16 protein-coding genes and 4 pseudogenes are annotated in these 17,542 nt (G+C 61.9%); 9 read left to right on the top strand and 11 right to left on the bottom strand.

Translation table 11 applies throughout. The annotated features are described in order from the left end of the window. Window positions 1-239 precede the first annotated feature (239 nt). The 4 genes from B4968_RS01335 (at window position 240) to B4968_RS01320 (ending at window position 2,668) form a co-directional block, all read left to right on the top strand. On the top strand, window positions 240-854 hold the full coding sequence (locus B4968_RS01335) for a LysE family translocator (protein ID WP_083095958.1): 615 nt from the start codon (window positions 240-242) through the stop codon (window positions 852-854). A 93-nt stretch (window positions 855-947) separates the two neighbouring features. Then, window positions 948-1,541, top strand: coding sequence for a class I SAM-dependent methyltransferase (locus B4968_RS01330; protein WP_083095956.1), 594 nt, complete (start codon window positions 948-950; stop codon window positions 1,539-1,541). Next, a complete protein-coding gene (gene rnhA, locus B4968_RS01325) occupies window positions 1,534-2,001 on the top strand; it encodes a ribonuclease HI (protein ID WP_083095954.1) in 468 nt (155 codons plus the stop codon). The genes B4968_RS01330 and rnhA overlap by 8 nt, the downstream gene beginning before the upstream one ends. Window positions 2,002-2,044: 43 nt before the next feature. Further along, on the top strand, window positions 2,045-2,668 hold the full coding sequence (locus B4968_RS01320; protein ID WP_083095952.1) for a trimeric intracellular cation channel family protein: 624 nt from the start codon (window positions 2,045-2,047) through the stop codon (window positions 2,666-2,668). 28 nt (window positions 2,669-2,696) lie between these two features. Here the strand turns inward: B4968_RS01320 and B4968_RS01315 are convergent, their stop codons facing one another. The 6 genes and pseudogenes from B4968_RS01315 to def (B4968_RS01290) form a co-directional block, all read right to left on the bottom strand. Next, on the bottom strand, window positions 2,697-2,933 hold the full coding sequence (locus tag B4968_RS01315) for a GlsB/YeaQ/YmgE family stress response membrane protein (protein WP_083095950.1): 237 nt from the start codon (window positions 2,931-2,933) through the stop codon (window positions 2,697-2,699). 54 nt (window positions 2,934-2,987) lie between these two features. Beyond that, on the bottom strand, window positions 2,988-3,224 hold the full coding sequence (locus B4968_RS01310; protein ID WP_083095948.1) for a hypothetical protein: 237 nt from the start codon (window positions 3,222-3,224) through the stop codon (window positions 2,988-2,990). Between the two features lie 13 nt (window positions 3,225-3,237). Further along, window positions 3,238-4,158 (bottom strand): methionyl-tRNA formyltransferase, encoded by a 921-nt coding sequence (gene fmt / locus B4968_RS01305; protein WP_083096011.1) that lies wholly within the window; start codon window positions 4,156-4,158, stop codon window positions 3,238-3,240. 15 nt (window positions 4,159-4,173) lie between these two features. Then, the gene (gene def / locus B4968_RS01300; RefSeq protein ID WP_083095946.1) at window positions 4,174-4,671 is read right to left on the bottom strand and encodes a peptide deformylase; all 498 of its coding nucleotides are present in this window, start codon (window positions 4,669-4,671) and stop codon (window positions 4,174-4,176) included. Then, window positions 4,668-5,174 (bottom strand): peptide deformylase, encoded by a 507-nt coding sequence (def, locus tag B4968_RS01295; RefSeq protein ID WP_083095944.1) that lies wholly within the window; start codon window positions 5,172-5,174, stop codon window positions 4,668-4,670. The genes def (B4968_RS01300) and def (B4968_RS01295) overlap by 4 nt, the downstream gene beginning before the upstream one ends. Window positions 5,175-5,179: 5 nt before the next feature. Continuing rightward, a pseudogene (gene def, locus B4968_RS01290) lies at window positions 5,180-5,697 on the bottom strand (peptide deformylase). A gap of 168 nt (window positions 5,698-5,865) precedes the next feature. On the opposite strand from def (B4968_RS01290), the gene B4968_RS01285 reads away from it, so the two are divergent. Next, entirely contained in the window at window positions 5,866-7,038 is a 1,173-nt protein-coding gene (locus B4968_RS01285) for a MalY/PatB family protein (protein WP_083095942.1), read from the top strand. A gap of 268 nt (window positions 7,039-7,306) precedes the next feature. Here B4968_RS01285 and B4968_RS01280 read toward each other — a convergent pair. Next, a pseudogene (locus B4968_RS01280) lies at window positions 7,307-7,674 on the bottom strand (hypothetical protein). Between the two features lie 262 nt (window positions 7,675-7,936). Here B4968_RS01280 and B4968_RS01275 point away from each other — a divergent pair. The 4 genes and pseudogenes from B4968_RS01275 (at window position 7,937) to B4968_RS01260 (ending at window position 12,205) form a co-directional block, all read left to right on the top strand. Beyond that, window positions 7,937-8,911 (top strand): glutathione S-transferase family protein, encoded by a 975-nt coding sequence (locus B4968_RS01275; RefSeq protein WP_083095940.1) that lies wholly within the window; start codon window positions 7,937-7,939, stop codon window positions 8,909-8,911. A 152-nt stretch (window positions 8,912-9,063) separates the two neighbouring features. Beyond that, window positions 9,064-10,059, top strand: a complete 996-nt coding sequence (locus B4968_RS01270; RefSeq protein ID WP_083095937.1) for a threonine-phosphate decarboxylase — start codon at window positions 9,064-9,066, stop codon at window positions 10,057-10,059. Window positions 10,060-10,083: 24 nt separating this feature from the next. After that, window positions 10,084-10,995: an adenosylcobinamide-phosphate synthase CbiB gene (gene cbiB / locus B4968_RS01265; protein WP_083096009.1), complete on the top strand. Its 912-nt coding sequence runs from the start codon at window positions 10,084-10,086 to the stop codon at window positions 10,993-10,995. Between the two features lie 40 nt (window positions 10,996-11,035). Then, window positions 11,036-12,205: pseudogene (locus tag B4968_RS01260) on the top strand (lytic murein transglycosylase). Window positions 12,206-12,400: 195 nt separating this feature from the next. Here B4968_RS01260 and B4968_RS01255 read toward each other — a convergent pair. The 4 genes and pseudogenes from B4968_RS01255 to B4968_RS01240 form a co-directional block, all read right to left on the bottom strand. Continuing rightward, a complete protein-coding gene (locus B4968_RS01255) occupies window positions 12,401-12,874 on the bottom strand; it encodes a YbjN domain-containing protein (RefSeq protein ID WP_083095936.1) in 474 nt (157 codons plus the stop codon). Between the two features lie 159 nt (window positions 12,875-13,033). Next, on the bottom strand, window positions 13,034-16,489 hold the full coding sequence (locus tag B4968_RS01250; protein WP_083095934.1) for a chromosome segregation SMC family protein: 3,456 nt from the start codon (window positions 16,487-16,489) through the stop codon (window positions 13,034-13,036). Between the two features lie 127 nt (window positions 16,490-16,616). After that, window positions 16,617-16,823 carry a hypothetical protein gene (locus B4968_RS01245; RefSeq protein WP_241525491.1) on the bottom strand — a complete coding sequence of 69 codons (207 nt, stop codon included), beginning with the start codon at window positions 16,821-16,823 and terminating at the stop codon, window positions 16,617-16,619. A 175-nt stretch (window positions 16,824-16,998) separates the two neighbouring features. After that, window positions 16,999-17,542: pseudogene (locus B4968_RS01240) on the bottom strand (aminotransferase class I/II-fold pyridoxal phosphate-dependent enzyme); the annotation flags it as partial.

Below are 17,542 nucleotides of genomic sequence, written 5' to 3'. Positions count from 1 at the left end.
CCTGGTCGCCAACTGGCCAAGTGAACATCTGGTCCCACCCAAATCTCTGCACCTGACACGGCGTCCTGCTACGCCAACCTGTTTACGCCTGCGCCTCTTCGCCTTAGGCTGCGTGGGCTGGTCAGTTAAAACGGGCCTGTAAATGTGGGTTTGTGAATACAGGCTTGTGAATACGGGCCTGCTAAAACCAGCCGGTGAAAACTGACCCGTGCAGCAGTCCCGATGGAGAGGATGAACTTGTGATTTCCATGCACTTTCTGATCACGGCAATTGTTGTGGTTCTCGCGCCTGGAACCGGTGTGCTCTACACGCTAGCCCTGGGTCTGGGACAGGGCGCCCGCGCTGCCCTCTGGGCGGCACTGGGCTGCACCTTTGGTATTCTGCCGCATCTCGTGGCGGCCACTCTGGGACTGGCAGCCGTGTTGCACAGCTCGGCTGTGTTGTTTCAGGTGGTGAAAATTCTCGGGGTGCTCTATCTGCTGTATCTGGCCTGGCAGGCGCTGCGCTCCGGGGGCGCGCTGACGATTTCCTCGCAGACCAAAGCACAGTCGCCGCTGCGCATCGCCCAGCGCGGCGCCCTGATCAATATTCTGAACCCCAAATTATCCGTGTTCTTCCTTGCTCTGCTGCCGCCGTTTCTGTCCGGAGACCCTGGCGCGGCCACTCTGGAGATGTCACTGCTTGGGGCTGTCTTCATGGCGCTGACCTTTGTGATCTTTGTGCTCTACGGCTATTTTGCCGCCCAGGCGCGGCACTTCGTTTTGGGCTCTGAAACGGTGGTGAAATGGCTCAACCGCGGCTTTGCCGGTATCTTTGCCGCCCTCGCCGCGCGGCTGGCGCTTGAACGCGCATAGCCCTGAGTGCGCATAGCCCCGGACGCGCATAAATCAGAACGCGCCGGACCAAAGCCCTGCCCTGATGAAACGTTCCAACCGTAAGGCCCCGTGATGAGCGACGCAGAAACCCTCCGTATCTATGATGACCGGGCCGCAGACTATGCCGCGCGAAATCAGGACTATCTCAGCAATGATCCGCGCCTGCTTGAGTTCATTACCGCCTGCCCGGCACGGGGCCGGGTGCTGGATCTGGGCTGCGGCCCCGGCACATCGGCTGCTGTCATGGCAGCGGCAGGCTTGCGGGCCGAAGCTATGGATGCCTCGGGCGAGATGGTCACTCTGGCGAATGCTCTGGCCGGGGTGACCGCCTGGCAGGCCAGTTTTGATGCGCTCGGGGCAGAGGCCGTCTATGACGGGGTCTGGGCCAATTTCAGCCTGCTGCATGCCGCGCGGGACGCCATGCCCGGCCATCTGGCTGCGATAAAACGCGCGGTGAAACCACAGGGAGTCTTTTATATCGCCCTCAAGCTGGGTAAAGGCGAAGCCCGTGACGCCCTTGGGCGGCTCTATACTTACTACGAGGAAGACGACTTGAAAAACCTGCTCAAAACCGCCGGGTTTACCGTGCTGAACTGCGCGTTTGGCGAAAGCGAAGGTATGGATGGCGCACTGGCGCGCTGGATTTCGGTGGCCACACATGGCTGATCTCTATGCCTATACCGATGGCGCCTGCTCCGGCAATCCCGGCCCCGGCGGCTGGGGTGCCTTGTTGCAGGCGAAAGAGGGCGACAGCATCGTCACGGAACGCGAACTCAAGGGCGGCGAGGCCAATACCACCAACAACCGGATGGAGCTGTTGGCGGCGATCAATGCGCTGGAAAGCCTGGCGCGTCCCTCGGCGCTGACTATCGTCACCGACAGCAATTACGTCAAGAATGGCATCACCGGCTGGATCCATGGCTGGAAAAAGAACGGCTGGAAAAACGCCGCCAGAAAGCCAGTGAAAAATGTCGAGCTGTGGCAGCGCCTGGACGAGGCCCAAAGCCGCCATCAGGTCACTTGGGAATGGGTCAAGGGCCATGCAGGCCACCCCGAGAACGAGCGCGCCGACGAGCTCGCCCGTGCCGGCATGGCCCCGTTCAAAAAGGGCAAAGCCAGATCATGAGCGCCGCGCCGGAACCCCGACCGGACTCCACAGGCCAGCAACAATGAGCTTTGTCACCCTGCTCGACTATGCCTCGGTTCTGGTCTTTGGCCTCTCTGGCGCGCTGGTCGCCAGCCGCGCCCAGCTGGATATCGTCGGCTTTGCCTTTATCTCCTGCCTGACGGCCGTGGGCGGCGGCACGGTGCGGGATCTTGTGCTGAACCGTGAACAGGTGTTCTGGGTGTCTGACCCCAATCATATCCTGCTGGCAAGTATGGCTGCGGTTGTCGTGTTCTTCACCGCGCATCTGGTCGAAAGCCGCATGCGCTGGGTGATCTGGCTCGACAGTTTTGCCCTCGCCATTGCAGTCTCTGCCGGCACCGGCGCCGCCATGGCGCTGGACAAGCCCGCTGTCATCGTGGTGCTGATGGGTATGACCACCGGCAGCCTGGGCGGGTTGATGCGCGATGTGGTGGTTGGTGAGGTGCCTTTGGTGCTGAAACAGGGTGAACTCTATGTCACCTGCGCCATGAGCGGCGCCATTGTTGCGGTCAGCGCTGTCACCTTTGGCGTCAGTTCAGGCCTGGCGCTGATCCTCTGTGCGGTGGTGTGCTGGGTGTTGCGGGCGGGCTCTATCGCCTTTGGCTGGCACCTGCCGGTCTACAAAAGCCGCCCTCCGCGCAGCTAACACGCCCTGCCCGCAGCTATCGCTTGCATCAGCGCTTGATATAGGTCTGCCAGAGCCAGATCAGCACCAATGCGCCCAGCACCGCGCCGACAAATCCGGCCGCCATGCCCATGACCGCAAGCAGCGCCCGCAGCAAAAAGCCACCAATCAGCGCGCCGGCAATGCCAATGGCCACTGTGGTGATGATATCAGATTCGATCCCCATCAGCCGCGTCGCCAGAAACCCTGCTGCAGCGCCTATGATGACCAGGAATATTATGCTCATGACCGCTCTCCGTTAAGGTCGCCTATGTTACGCCGCCTGTCTAACGTCTCCAGTTTAGCGCCTCCAGTGAAACGGCACGATGATCAAGGCACCAACAGACGACAGGATGGCATTTATGCCCGGCGAGGCAAAGCCAAGGCCAAACATAATGCGCACAAAGTAAAACAGGAAGGCGCCGCCGACACAGATGATGATCGAGGGCAGATAGCCGTTCCGGGTAAAGCCGCTTTTCTCAGAGGCGTAGCCGGTGATCCCGGCAATCACCACGGTGCCTATCATGGTCAGAAACATCCCGGCCCTCCCGTCACTGCTGTGGCGTCAGCTGTCGCCCCGTCACAAGGGGAAAGCCCCGCGTGAACACCTCGCGATCCTGCGCGCCTTTGCCGGCCCTTTGCAAGCGCAACAGCTCGACCGCGCCGGATCCACAGGCCACGGTCAGGCTGTCACCGTCCAGAACCTCACCGGCAGCACCCGCGCCAGATGCCAGTTTTGAGGCCAGCAGTTTCACGCGCTGGCCGTCAATCTCAACCCAGGCTCCGGGAAAAGGCGAGAGGCCGCGGATCTTGCGATCCACCTCGACGGCCGGCTGGCTCCAGTCGATCTCAGCCTCGCCCTTGTCGATCTTGGCAGCATAGGTGACGCCCTCTTCGGGCTGCACCTCGGGCGTCAGCCCATCGAGATGGCGCAGCGCCGTGACAATCAATGAGGCCCCCATCGCAGACAGACGATCGTGCAACTGATCGGTGGTTTCCTCATCGCCAATCGGGGTGCCCTCACGCAACAAAACGGGGCCGGTGTCCAGCCCGGCCTCCATCTGCATGATGCAGACGCCGGTTTCCTCATCGCCGGCCATAATGGCGCGGTGAATAGGTGCTGCGCCGCGCCAACGGGGCAACAGGCTGGCGTGAATATTGAGGCAGCCGCGTTTGGGTGCATCCAACACCGCCTGCGGCAGGATCAGCCCATAGGCGACAACAACGGCAATATCCGCCTGCAGCGCGGCAAAAGCCTCTTGCTCGGCCGTGCCCTTCAGCGAAACCGGGTGGCGCACCTCAAATCCCAGCTCAAGCGCGCGGGCATGCACCGGGGTGGGCCGGTCCTTTTTGCCGCGCCCGGCAGGGCGGGGTGGCTGGCAATAGACGGCGGCAATCTCGTGGCCTGCTGCGACCAGCGCATCCAGAACCGGCACCGAAAAATCCGGCGTTCCCATAAAGATAACCCGCATCATATGCTCCCCGGCCTAGCCGTTCAGTTTCTTGGATTTCTTGATCAGCATGTCGCGTTTCATCTTGCTCAGGTGATCAAAGTAGAGCTTGCCATTCAGATGGTCGATCTGGTGCTGCACGCTGGTGGCCTCAACCCCGACAAAATCACGTTCAACCGTGGCGCCGGTCTCATCCATGTAGCGCACCGTGACGGCGCGCGGGCGTTTGATCTTGGCCGACACGCCGGGCAGATTGGGGCTGGCTTCTTCGTGTTCGCGCAGCTGGGTAGAGGCATGCAGCACCTCGGGGTTGGCCATGCGCACGACACGGCCGCGCGCCTTTGAGCCATCCACCACCGCAAGCCGCAGCATCACCCCGATCTGATTGGCGCCAAGGCCAACGCCGGGCATCGCCTCCATGGTGTCGATCATATCCTGCCAGATGGCGCGGATCTCGTCGGTGATCTCGCCCACCTCGGCAGCCGGGGTGCGCAGGTGCTTATCAGGCCAGGGCAGGCAGATGCGTGCGGTCATGTTTCGCTCTCCAGTTGGCGGGCATAGGTGGCTTCGGCTTTGGCACGCGCCTGAGGCGTGAGCCGGTCAAAGGTCACAAGCCCGTCGAGATGGTCATATTCATGTTGAATGCACCGCGCGGCAAAACCATCAAACGCCTCTTGCTGCCAGTGCCGGTCTGCAGCCTGCCAGCGCAGCACAACAGTGGTCGGGCGCAGCACCGGCGTCACCACGCCGGGGATCGACAGGCAGCCCTCATCGCCGGGTTCTTGCAGATCGCCAAACGAGAGGATTTCGGGGTTGATCATGACAAGCGGCGTTGCCAAGCCCTCTTTCCAGGTGGCTTCCATCACAAACAGCCGCTTCAGCACGCCGACCTGCGGCGCCGCCAGCCCACGGCCGGGGGCGGCATACATGGTCTCGAACATATCGGCGATAAGGCCGGTCAGATCCTCGTCGCCCACCGGGGTGCAGCGCGTGGACAGACCGGCATCGGGCCATTGCAGGATCGGCATCCGCGCCATCGCCCTCAGCCCCGCGCCTGTTCGCGTTTGAGCTTTTGCATCTTGCGCGTGATCATCTGCCGCTTGAGCGGTTTCAGGTAATCAATGAACAGCTTGCCATCGAGATGGTCGATTTCATGCTGCACGCAGGTGGCCCAGAGCCCGTCGAACGTTTCGCGCTGCAGATTGCCGTCGCGGTTCAGCCATTCCACCTCAACCTCTTGGGGCGGGTGACTTCGGCGTATTGATCGGGGATCGACAGGCAACCTTCCTCGTAGACGTTGGTCTCGTCTGAGGCGGCAATGATTTCCGGGTTGAACATCACCAGAGGTTTGGCAGCCACACCCTCTTCTTTTTCGCAGTCCAGCACGATCAGACGTTCCAGCACGCCAATCTGCGGCGCGGCCAGACCGATGCCAGGCGCGGCATACATGGTTTCCAGCATATCGTCAGCCAGCAGGCGCAGCTTATCCGACAGATCCGTGACCGGGGCACAGATCTTTTTCAAACGGGGATCGGGATGGATCAGGATCGGGTGTTTCATCAGGGTGATTTAGGTCATTGCCCCCCGCACTGCAACGCCTGCGTGACATCGAGTCCTATGCCGCTTTTCTCCGCTACCTGCCCCTCTGTTGCTGGCTGAGACGCGGATCCTCTTGCACATGGCGCATTTGCCGTTAGCTTCGCTGGCAATCAAGCGGAGTTTTCCCTCATGGATTTTGACAGCATCATTGATCGTCGCGGCACCCATTGCATCAAATGGGATTCAATGGAGAGCCTCTATGGCGTCTCGCCCGACACCGGGCTGGCCATGTGGGTTGCCGACATGGATTTTGCCGTGCCCCCGATGGTCAGCGACAAAATGCGCGAAATGGCGGATCATGGCATCTATGGCTATGTGAACTGCGACACCCCCTATAAGGATGCCATCCGCTGGTGGATGCAAAACCGCCATGGCTGGGCTGTTGAGGCCGATGCCATATTTACCACCACTGGGCTCGTGAACGGTGTTGGCATGTGTCTCGACAGCTTTACCCAGCCGGGTGACGGCATTGTGGTGTTCAGCCCTGTCTACCATGCCTTTGCCAAGGTGATCAAAAATGCCGGCCGCAAGGTGGTCGAATGCGAGATGATCAATCGCGATGGCCGCTATGAGATGGACATGGAAGCCTATGATGCGCAGATGACCGGCACTGAAAAGATGGTCATCCTGTGTTCGCCGCATAACCCCGGTGGCCGGGTCTGGACCCAGGATGAGCTGCAGGCGGTGGCCGATTTTGCCAAGCGGCACGATCTCATTCTGCTGTCGGATGAGATCCACCACGATCTGGTCTTTGAGGGCGCGACCCATATTCCGATGCAAAACGCGGTGCCTGACATTACCGACCGGCTGCTGATGCTGACCGCCCCCTCCAAGACCTTCAACTTTGCCGGGCTGCACACAGGCCAGGTCATCATTCCAGACCCGGATCTGCGCGAAAAATTCCGCCGCCGCATGCTGGCGCTGGCGCTGGCGGCCAATTCTGCCGGTCAGATGGCCACCGCCGCGGCCTACTCCCCTGAAGGTGCCAAATGGGCTGATGCGCTGGTCGCCTACATTGATGGCAACCGTCAGGTGTTTGATGCCGCCATTGCCGAAATCCCCGGTCTCAGCTCGATGAAGCTGCAGGCCACCTACCTGTCCTGGGTCGATTTCTCCGGCACCGGCATGAGCCGCGAGGAGTTCACCAAACGGGTGGAACAGGGCGCGGGCATTGCTGCCAATCACGGCACCACATTTGGCACCGGCGGCGAGAGTTTTCTGCGCTTTAACATGGGCACCCAGCGCAGCCGGGTGATTGAGGCCGCAGACCGTCTGGCCAAGGCCTTTGCCGATCTGCAGTAGGCGCGCAATACGCCGGGGCTTAACCGGCGTCGCGCACTGTCTTGTCGCGGCTCTTGGCTGCGGGCTATGGCATCGCTATGGCCCGCAACCCGCTGCGCCTGACCGCACCGCGCTGGTCGCGCGGGTGGATCCCCTCCTGATCAGAGCCTGATCCAGCCGGGTATACGATCTGGAAAGACAGGGGAGGGACAGAGGCCGGACAGAGCCAAAACCTGCTGTGAAACATGTTCAGCGGCGCAATATCTGACGAATGCCCTGCCCCTGCAGGTCAGAGACGGCCCTCGGCTCCGTCATGGCCCAACAGGCCAACCGGCGCATCCGGGGCGCGGTAGAAATCAATTGGTGCGCTGTCGGAGGCTGCAGTGGAGCGTTTGAATTCATAGCGCATCTCGCCGCCCTCGGCCTCGGAGGCGACAATCAGACACTGCGACAAATGCCGGGATCCATCGTAGAGATCCACCAGGCCGCGCAGTTGGGGGGCGTTTTCTTCCTCGACCGAAACCCGGTTTTCCAGACCCGCAACACCGGACAAAACCCGCCATCCACAGCCACCCGCAGGCGGCTTTTCTTTTTCAATCCCGAAACGCGGGCAGCGTCCAGCGCCTCTTGAACGGCTTTTGGAACATAGGTGGTCATGGCAGTGGCCCTTTGAGCAAGCAGTGGAACGACGAGAATCGCAGCAGGGTCGGCTTTGTATCTTCGCCTTCAGGGTGCCCGACAACCAGATAAAATCAAGTGAACATTTTGAAACAGCCTGCGGCAAAACGAATAGACGCAGGCAGCCTTGCAGAGACAGGCTGTGCAGCCATGCAGAGCCACTGCGCGACAAAAAAGATAGGCTGGGGAGGCGTCTGCGCCTATCTAGCTGGTCAGCCACATATGTTGAGGAGAGGCGCTCATGGGACTGCTGATTGACGGGGTCTGGAACGACCAATGGTACGATACCGAATCCACCGGCGGCGCTTTCAAGCGCTCCGAGGCGCAGTTCCGCAACTGGGTGACCGCAGACGGCAGCGCCGGGCCAACCGGTCAGGATGGCTTCAAGGCAGAGAGCGGCCGCTATCATCTCTATGTGTCGCTGGCCTGCCCCTGGGCCCATCGCACCCTGATCTTTCGCGCCCTCAAAGGTCTGGAGGATCATATCTCCATCTCGGTGGTGCACCCAGATATGCTGGGCGAAGGCTGGACATTTGAGCGCGACGCCCATGGCGCCACTGGCGATCATCTGTTTGGCAGCAGCCATGCGCATCAGATCTATACCCGCGCCGATGCCAAATACACCGGCCGTGTCACTGTGCCGATCCTCTGGGACAAGACGCGCGAAACCATCGTGTCAAACGAGAGCGCCGATATCATTCGCATGTTCAACTCGGCCTTTGACACGGTGACAGGCAATGATCTGGACTTTTGGCCGGAAGAGCTGCGCGAGCCCATCGAGGCGGTGAATGCGCGGGTCTATGACGCGGTCAACAATGGCGTCTACAAATGTGGCTTTGCCACCAGTCAGGCGGCCTATGATGCCGCCGTCCAGCCGCTGTTTGCCGCGCTGGACTGGCTTGAGGATCTGCTGTCGCAGCACCGCTATCTGATGGGGGCGCAGCTGACCGAGGCCGATTGGCGGCTGTTCACCACCCTGGTGCGGTTTGACCCGGTGTATCATCTGCACTTCAAATGCAATCATAAGAGGATTGTCGACTACCCAAATCTCTGGGCCTATTGCCGTGAGCTATACCAATATCCCGGCGTGGCCGCGACCATCGGCATGGCGCATATCGTGCGGCACTACCACTACAGCCACGACACCATAAATCCCTACCGGATCATACCGGTAAATCCGGATATAAACTGGCTGGAACCACATCGGCGCGGTTAAGTCGTCCTACGGCCTTGTATACGGGACCGAAGCTCGTAAAAAGCGCACCAATAGATTGTGACGCGTGCTTGCCTTATGGGGCTCACTGTTTCATACCACACTGAATGGGCGCAGGTTGCGCTGACGGAACTCCTGGGTCGGGGCCTTCTTTTATGTCGGCAAGTGCTGTTGAAAACCAAAATCACACGAGTGCTGCCCAGATCGAAACGGGTGCCACCCAGCGGGACCACGGCGGCAATCTGAGCGCAGCCATTCTGCGCTATGGTGGCAGCCGCGCCGACTGGATCGACCTCTCCACCGGCATCAACCCGACCCCCTACCCCCTTCCTGCGCTCTCTGCCTCGGACTGGACCGAGCTGCCGGATACAGCCGCAAGCACGGCGCTGATCGCTGCGGCCCGCGATTTCTGGCAGGTGCCCGAGAGCGCTGCCGTGCTGCCCGCCCCCGGTGCATCGGCGCTGATTGCGCTGATCCCTGGCCTCGCGGATCCGCGCTGGGTCAAGATCGAGACGCCCACCTACAATGAACATGCGGCGGCCTTTGCCAACCATGGCTGGGCGATTGCCGAAAGCGAGCCCGCCGAGGCCCGTGTTGCGGTGCACCCCAACAACCCGGATGGCCGCCTCTGGCAGGAGCACGAGCTGGCAGCGCCGCTCACCATTATCGACGAGAGTTTCTGCGATGTCTGCCCGGATCAGAGCCTCATTCACCTGGCCGCAAGGCCCGGCGTGATCACTCTCAAGAGCTTTGGCAAGTTCTGGGGGCTGGCCGGCATGCGGCTGGGTTTTGCCATTGGCTGCCCAGCCCTGATCCAAAAGCTGTCCAATCTGCAGGGGCCCTGGGCCGTCTCTGGCCCGGCGCTCAAGACCGGCCTAAAGGCGCTGCAGGATCAGGACTGGGCCGCCACCACGCGACAGAATCTGGCGCGTGACGCCCTGCGGCTGGACCAGCTTGCCGCCGCCCGCGGGGCCAGACTGGTGGGCGGCACCGACCTGTTTCGTCTCTACGAGGTGAGCGAAGCTGCCGCCTGGCAGGACCGGCTGGCGCATGCCCATATCTGGAGCCGCATCTTTCCCTACTCCAAAACCTATCTGCGCCTCGGCCTGCCACCGCAAGACGGCTGGGACCGTCTTGAAACCGCCCTATGAGTGCTGCCTGATGGACACCGCCTGATGAACACCGCTGAACTCCTGATGCTGGCCTTGCTGCTGGACGCTCTGCTGGGAGAGCCGGACTGGCTCTGGTCGCGCCTGCCCCACCCGGCGGTCTTGATGGGAAAATGCGTCTCCTGGCTGGAAACACGCCTGAACACCGGCAGCGCCCGGCGCGTCAAAGGCGTTGTGACGGCTGCCTGTCTGGTCGCCATCGGGCTCACTCTGGGAGGGCTCTTGTCGCTGTTTGGGCAACTGGTTGAGGTGATCATCGCCGCGATCCTTTTGGCGCAGCGCTCGCTGGTCGACCATCTGCGCGCTGTGGCACTGGGGCTCAGCCAATCCCTGGTTCAGGGGCGCGACGCGGTGGCCATGATCGTCAGCCGCGACACCGACAGGATGACGGGCCCGCAGGTCACCCGCTCGGCCATCGAGAGCGGCGCTGAAAACATGTCGGATGGGGTTATTGCCCCGGCCTTTTGGTTTCTTGTCGCTGGCCTGCCCGGTCTGCTGGCCTATAAAATGATCAACACCGGCGACAGTATGATTGGCTATCGCAACGCCCGCTATGCCCAGTTCGGCTGGGCCACGGCGCGACTGGATGATCTGGTCAACCTGATCCCGGCGCGTCTCACCGGTCTGATGATGGCCATCGTGGGCGGCTGCCTGCGCGACTGGCGCGGCATCATCCGCGACGCCCGCAAGCATCGCTCGCCCAACGCAGGCTGGCCCGAGGCCGCCATGGCCCGCGCTCTTGGCCTCTCGCTGGCCGGACCGCGTTCCTATGACGGCAAAATGCGGGATTTTCCCTGGGTGAATGAGACCGGCGCCAAGGGCATTACCGGCCCCGCCATCCTGCGCTGCTGCGAGATCCTGTGGAAAACATGGGCGCTTGCTTTGGCGCTAACGGTTGCTATTGCGCTCATCTTTTAGCACATACGGTGTTTGAGAGTTTCCAGAAGGATTGCCCCCAATGCGCCTATTGCCCCTCACCCTTGCCGCCCTCTTGATGCCGGGCGCGGTTTTTGCCCAGTGCGGTGGCAGCTTTTCAGGCTTTGTCAAATCCCTGAAACAAGAGGCCGTCACTGCAGGCTATGACACCGCCACGGTCAATGGGTTCTTCAAAGGCGCGCAGCAGGATCCCAAGGTTCTGAAGGCCGACCGTGCCCAGGGTGTGTTCCAAAAACCCTTCATTGATTTCTCCCGCCGCCTGATCTCGCAAAACCGCATTGATCAGGGCCGTGCCATGGCGAAAAAATATGACAGCACCTTTCGCCGTATTGAGACGACCTATGGTATCGACCGGGGGGTTTTGCTGGCCTTCTGGGCCTTTGAGACCGATTACGGCGGCTTTCAGGGTGATTTCAACACCCGCAACGCGCTGATCACCCTGGCCCATGATTGCCGCCGGCCCGAGCTGTTCCGCCCGCAAATCTTTTCGGCCCTGGAGTTGTACAAACGGGGCAATTTTGACCCGGCCCGCACCACGGGGGCCTGGGCAGGCGAGATCGGCATGGTGCAGATGCTGCCGCAAGACATCATCGACAATGGCGTCGATGCCGACGGTGATGGCCAGGTCAGCCTCAAGACCTCGGCCCCGGATGCCTTGATGTCTGGTGCCAAAATGCTGTCGCATCTGGGCTGGCAGGCGGGGCAGCCCTGGCTGCCGGTGGTCACCATTCCTGCGGGCCTTGATCTGGCAAAATCAGGCACCCATAGCAAACTTTCGGTCAAGGACTGGCAGCACCTGGGGCTGCGCGCCAAGCACGGCTCTTTGGCCGCCAGAAACATGCAGGCCTCGCTGCTTTTGCCACAGGGCCACCGGGGGCCGGCCTTTCTCGCCTATCCAAACTTTGACGTCTATTTTGAGTGGAATCAAAGCTTTACCTATGTGCTGACGGCGGCCTATTTTGCCAATCGCCTGGGGGGCGCGGCGATCTAGGATGAGGGTAACCCCGAACAGGGGCTAAACGGCGCCCAGATGAAGCAGTTGCAGCAAAAACTGCAGAGCCTTGGCCATGATGTGGGCAAGATAGATGGTATTCTTGGCGCCAAGACACGGGCCGCGATCCAGCGCGAACAGCAGCGCCTCGGCCTGCCCGCCGATGCCTGGCCAACACCTGCTCTGCTCAAACGCCTCTAGCAGCGCTGTGCCCCCTCGAGGGCACGGTGCGTTTTGCAGCTGATCCTTGTGTCCTCAGTGCCAAACAAACAAAGGGCATGAAATCTCTCATGCCCCCCCCAAATCACCTGTGCCATCGTGGACCGTCGCGCGTAAATCAGAAGGCTCAACAGCGCCGCCCGGGCGCCGAAGCTCTGATCAAGACCGCCAGCGGTGCTAGTTTACAAAGCCAATAACGCCTTCAAAATCGGCCATATGCCGCGACCAGAGGCTGACCATGGTGGCAAAATCATCGGCGCTCACGCCGTCCTTGCCCAGAAAGACGTCCATTTCCAGCTTTACCGCCCCATCCTCCGCCACATAGGCGCGCACCCAGCGCTTTTCCGCATTATACTCGTTGAGCGTTTTCAGCCGTACGCTGCCGCCCATTGCATAGCCTGAGTAGAACTGGATGGAATCGCAATCCGCGCCATTGTCGCAGCCATAGTAGAAAACCGTGAACTCGGTGCCATAGTAGTCAACCTCCAGCTGCGGGTCGCCAACATTGTCTTCCAGCACCTCAACCTCGGCGCCTTCGTTCAGAAAAAAGCCCTCAATGCTGCTGGACGTTCTTGCCGTCAGCGTCTCAGCCTGACTGGCGACAGGGCTGACCGCAAGAATTGCCGCTGCGATGAGTTTCGCAAGTTTCATAGTTTCCTCCAATAGGATTTTCCAACGCTGGCCCTGATGTCTTGCGCCTTCCATACAAAGCTTTCAACGTAAAAGATAAGGGTCTGTTTTTCTCTGTTTTCCCCAAAAGCACTTCCGGGAGCAAGCCCGTACTCTCTCTTTACATCCCTGCCCGGCGGCCTAGGCGACAAGAGCCTCGGCCTTTTTCAGATCCACGGAAACCAGCTGGCTTACACCCTTTTCCTGCATCGTGACGCCAAAAAGCCGATCCATCCGCGCCATGGTAACCGCGTGGTGGGTGATGATCAGAAACCGCGTGTCAGTCTGGCGGCACATCTCATCCAGCAGATCGCAAAACCGCGTCACATTGGCATCATCCAGCGGCGCGTCCACCTCGTCGAGCACGCAGATCGGCGCCGGGTTTGACAAAAAGACCGCAAAGATCAATGCCATGGCCGTGAGGGTCTGCTCGCCGCCCGACAGCAGCGACAGGGTCGATAGCTTCTTGCCCGGCGGCTGACACATGATTTCGAGCCCGGCATCAAGGGGGTCATCGCTTTCGACCATCACCAGATTCGCCTCGCCGCCGCCAAACAGATGCGTAAAGAGATTGGCAAAACTGGCGTTCACCTCCTCAAAGGCCGTCAGTAGCCGCTCGCGCCCCTCGCGGTTCAGGCTGGCAATACCGCTGCGCAGCGTTTTGATCGCCTCTTCCAGGTCGGATTTTTCTGAAACCAGCTCATCATGTTCCACCTGAATTTCGCGGGCGTCCTCTTCGGCGCGCAGGTTCACAGCCCCCAAAGCATCCCGCTGGCGCTTGTGGCGGTTGACCTCGGCTTCCAGCTCATCAGCCCCCGAAATCTCATCCGGGTTCACCGCAAGCTGCTGCAGCAGCGCCTCCGGTGTGCAGTGCTGATCCTCGCTGATCCGTTCGGCGGCATGCGTCACGGTCTCGCGCGCGGCTTCACACAGCGCTTCTGAACGGGCCCGCGCCTCGCGCCCTTCCGAGGCCAGACGCTCGGCGTCGCGTTCGATCTGCACCCGCTCGCGCAGCTCCGCCTCAGCGGTGATCAACGCCTCCGAGGCCGCAGTCCTGCGCTCTTGCGCATCCTCGATCGCTTCGCTCAGCTCTTCGCGTTTTTCGGCAATCTCCATCGGCACCGCATGGGCGTCCTCCAGCTCTTCCTGCGAGGCCTCACGGCGTTCTGCCAGCTCAGCGATGCGGCGTTCGGCGGTCTCCAACCGGTGACGCCACCCCGACAGATCCTTGGTCACTTGCTGCGCCCGCTTGGTGCGCGCCTCGCCATCGCGGCGCAGCTCATCATGGCTTGAGCGATGGGTGAGCATGGTGATCCGGGCCGCCTCAACCGCATGTTTGCTGTCTTCGACAGCTGCGCGGGCAGCCTCCAGATCGCCAAGATCCGCCTGCGCCCTTTCGGCCTCGGCCAGTTGCAACCGCGCCCCCATTGCATCCTCGCTGTGGCGCGCCACGGCAATCCCCAGGGTTTCCAGCTTGCCCTCGGCCAGATTGCGCTCGGCTTCGGCGCGGCTGAGGGCGCGGGCGGCATCGGCAACCCGCTGGTCCGCCACCCGGCGGGCTTGCCGTGCGTTCTGATCCGCCTGAGTGACCTCTTCGAGGCGCCGCATCAGCACCTCATGGGCGGCACGGGTGCCCTCCGCCCTGGCACTGATGCGTTCCAGTTCCTGCTTCAGCTGCTCCAGCCGGTTCAGCTGTTCCAGCCTGAGGGCGGCAGCACTTGGCGCATCTTCGGCCCAGGCGCGGTAGCCGTCCCAGCGCCAGATATCGCCCTCCAGCGTCACCAGCCGCTGGCCCGGTTGCAGATCTGCCTGCAGCCCGCGGGCGGTATCACTGTCGACCAGACCAATCTGGCCGATGCGCCGCGCCAGGGCCGCTGGGCCCGAGACATGTTTGGCAAGGGGTTCGACCCCGTCCGGCAGCGGCACATCACGCGCATAGCCTGGCAGCTCTATCCAGCCGCTTGGCCCGTCCACAGCTGCCAGCGGCGCGCGCAGATCATCCGCCAATGCGGCTCCCAGCGCCTTTTCATAGCCGGGTGAGACGCTGAGTGCATCGAGGATCTGGCCGCTTTCGGCAGTGTCACGTTCCAGCAGTTTGGCCAGCGCCGTCACCTCGGCGCGGATCGCCCCCAGCTCGCCCTCGGCCTCAGAGCGTTGCGCCCGTGCCGCCGACTCAAGCGACTGGGTCTCGGTGCGGGTCTCATCTGCCGCCGCCAGCGCCTCTTCTGCCATCTCGACAGCCTCGCGGGCCTCTTCTTCGGTCGCCAGAGCCGCCTCGAACGCCTCGCCTGCCAGCTCCAGCGCCTCACCGGCCTGATCCTGTGCGTTCCGGGCTGTCGCCCCTTCCGTTTCAGCGCGGCTCAGGGTGCGGCGACAATCCTCGACCAGCCGCTGCGCCGACTGGTAGCGCGCCGAGAGCCGCGCCGCATCCTCGTTCAGCTGGGTCAGATGGTCCTCGCGGGCCTCCAGGATTTTAGCCGCCTCGCGCGCCAGCTCTGCCGCCTCGCTCAGCCGGTCGTCATGGCCTTCTGCCGCCTTTGCCAGCTCCTTTTGCTCCCAGTCGAGCCGTTCGATGGTCTCGCCGGCATCGCGGTTGAGGCTGCCTTTGCGGTCGATGTCATTGCCCAGCTGCTGGATGCGGCTGACCAGCCGCTCGATGGCTTGGCGCGCCTGCGCTTCCTGATCACCAAGGGAATCCCGTTGCACCACCAGTCGCTGCAGGATGGCGGCGGCAATCGCCTGCTCCTCGCGCAGCGGCGGCAGGCCTTCTTCGGCCTCGGCGCGATTGGCAGCGGCGGCGCGCGACAGTGCCTCGCCCTTGGCTGCCTGCGTGAGGCGAATGGTCAGATCCTGCTCTGCACTCAGGCGCGCGTCATCCGCCTCGCGCCAGCGGCGGTACAGCAGCATTCCCTCAGCCAGACGCAGCTTTTCGCCAATGTCGCGGTAGCGTTGCGCCTGACGGGCCTGCCGCGACAGCTGCCCCAACTGGCCCGCCAGTTGCTCCACCACATCCTCAACCCGCAGCAGGTTCTGCTCGGTGTTTTTCAGCTTCAGCTCGGCCTCGTGGCGGCGCTGGTACAGACCCGAGATGCCTGCCGCCTCTTCCAGAATACGGCGGCGCGCCTTGGGTTTGGCGTTGATCAGCTCTGAGATCTGCCCCTGACGCACCAGCGCCGGGGAATGCGCCCCCGTTGAGGCATCGGCAAAGAGCATCTGTACATCGCGCGCCCGCACGTCCTTGCCGTTGGATTTATAGGCGCTGCCCACATCACGGGTGATCCTGCGCACAATTTCCAGCTGATCCGCCTCATTGAACCCAGAGGGCGCCAGCCGGTCCGAATTGTCGATCAGCAGGTTCACCTCGGCAAAATTGCGCGCCGCGCGCGAGGTGGTGCCGGCAAAGATCACATCCTCCATGCCGCCGCCGCGCATCGCCTTGGCGCGGGTCTCGCCCATCACCCAGCGCAGCGCCTCCAGCAGGTTTGACTTGCCACAGCCATTTGGACCCACCACACCCGTGAGGCCGTCGCCGATAATCAAATCGGTCGGATCTACAAAGCTCTTAAAGCCCGTCAGCCTGAGTTTGGAAAAGCGCAATTTCGCCCCTGCCTGATTCTTATTGCCATGAGTCCAGCAGCTTCTCAGCGCAGCTGTCAACGCTAACGGTGGGGCCAAGGCCTGTCTGGCGCCCGAAGTCGGCCCTATCTGGTGGAAAACGCTGATGTCAGGACGCTGTTTCCGGGCAGTCCAGCACCCCTGTCATCAGCGCCTGATCCCCCAGCACCCCCGTAACAGGGCAACCACTAACCACCGCCATCGCCTGCGCGGCCTGCTGGCGCAGGGGTCCCAGACGCGGTGCATATTGCGGATTGATCCGGATCGCCTCGGCCAGGTTGCCCCGCACCCGGATATCAAAGGTGCTGCCCCCCACGCTCACCCGCGTGGACTGACGCCCTGAAAATGCGGCGAGGGGTCGGTGCAGGCAGCAAGGCTGCACAGCACACCAATGGGCAGGATGAACGACAGGATACGCATGACCCCTGAACCCTGATGCAATCAGAGCGAGAATACCACAAAAACATGCCGCCCTTTGGGAAATCCGCGCCTCACGGGTGGCGAAGCAGCCGCGCCAAACGACTGATGCCGGTGCGGATGTCCGCCTCATTCAGAGCCGAAAAGCTGAGGCGCAGCGTATTGCGCCCGGCTCCATCGGCAAAAAAGGCCTGACCCGGGACAAAAGCGATGTTTTCGCTCTCGAGCGCCCGCGTCAAAAGCTCTGCCGCATCACTCTCCTTTGGCAGGGTCAGCCAGACAAACATCCCACCTTCGGGGCGCGTCCAGCTCACGCCCTCTGGCATAGTCTCTTGCAGGGCTGCGAGCATGGCATCGCGGCGGCTGCCATAGGCCCGCCGCAGCGTTGCAACATGGGCGGCAAAGCCCTGTTCTGCCACCTGATGCACCGCCATTTGGTTGATCGTGGGGGAATGCAGGTCTGCCGCCTGCTTCATCAGCACCAGCTGCGCAATCACCGGCTTTGCCGCCACCACCCAGCCCACCCGCAGCCCCGGTGACAGGGTTTTCAAAACGGAGCCGCAATAGACCGTGCGGCAGGCTTAAATTTTTCCCCGCCGCGGGATCTCAAGCGCCAGA

This window comes from Pseudophaeobacter leonis, from assembly GCF_002087335.1.
Taxonomy (GTDB): Bacteria; Pseudomonadota; Alphaproteobacteria; order Rhodobacterales; family Rhodobacteraceae; genus Pseudophaeobacter; species Pseudophaeobacter leonis.
The sequence above is the reverse complement of the archived record's forward strand: the minus strand, read 5'-3'. Positions and strand labels throughout refer to the sequence as shown.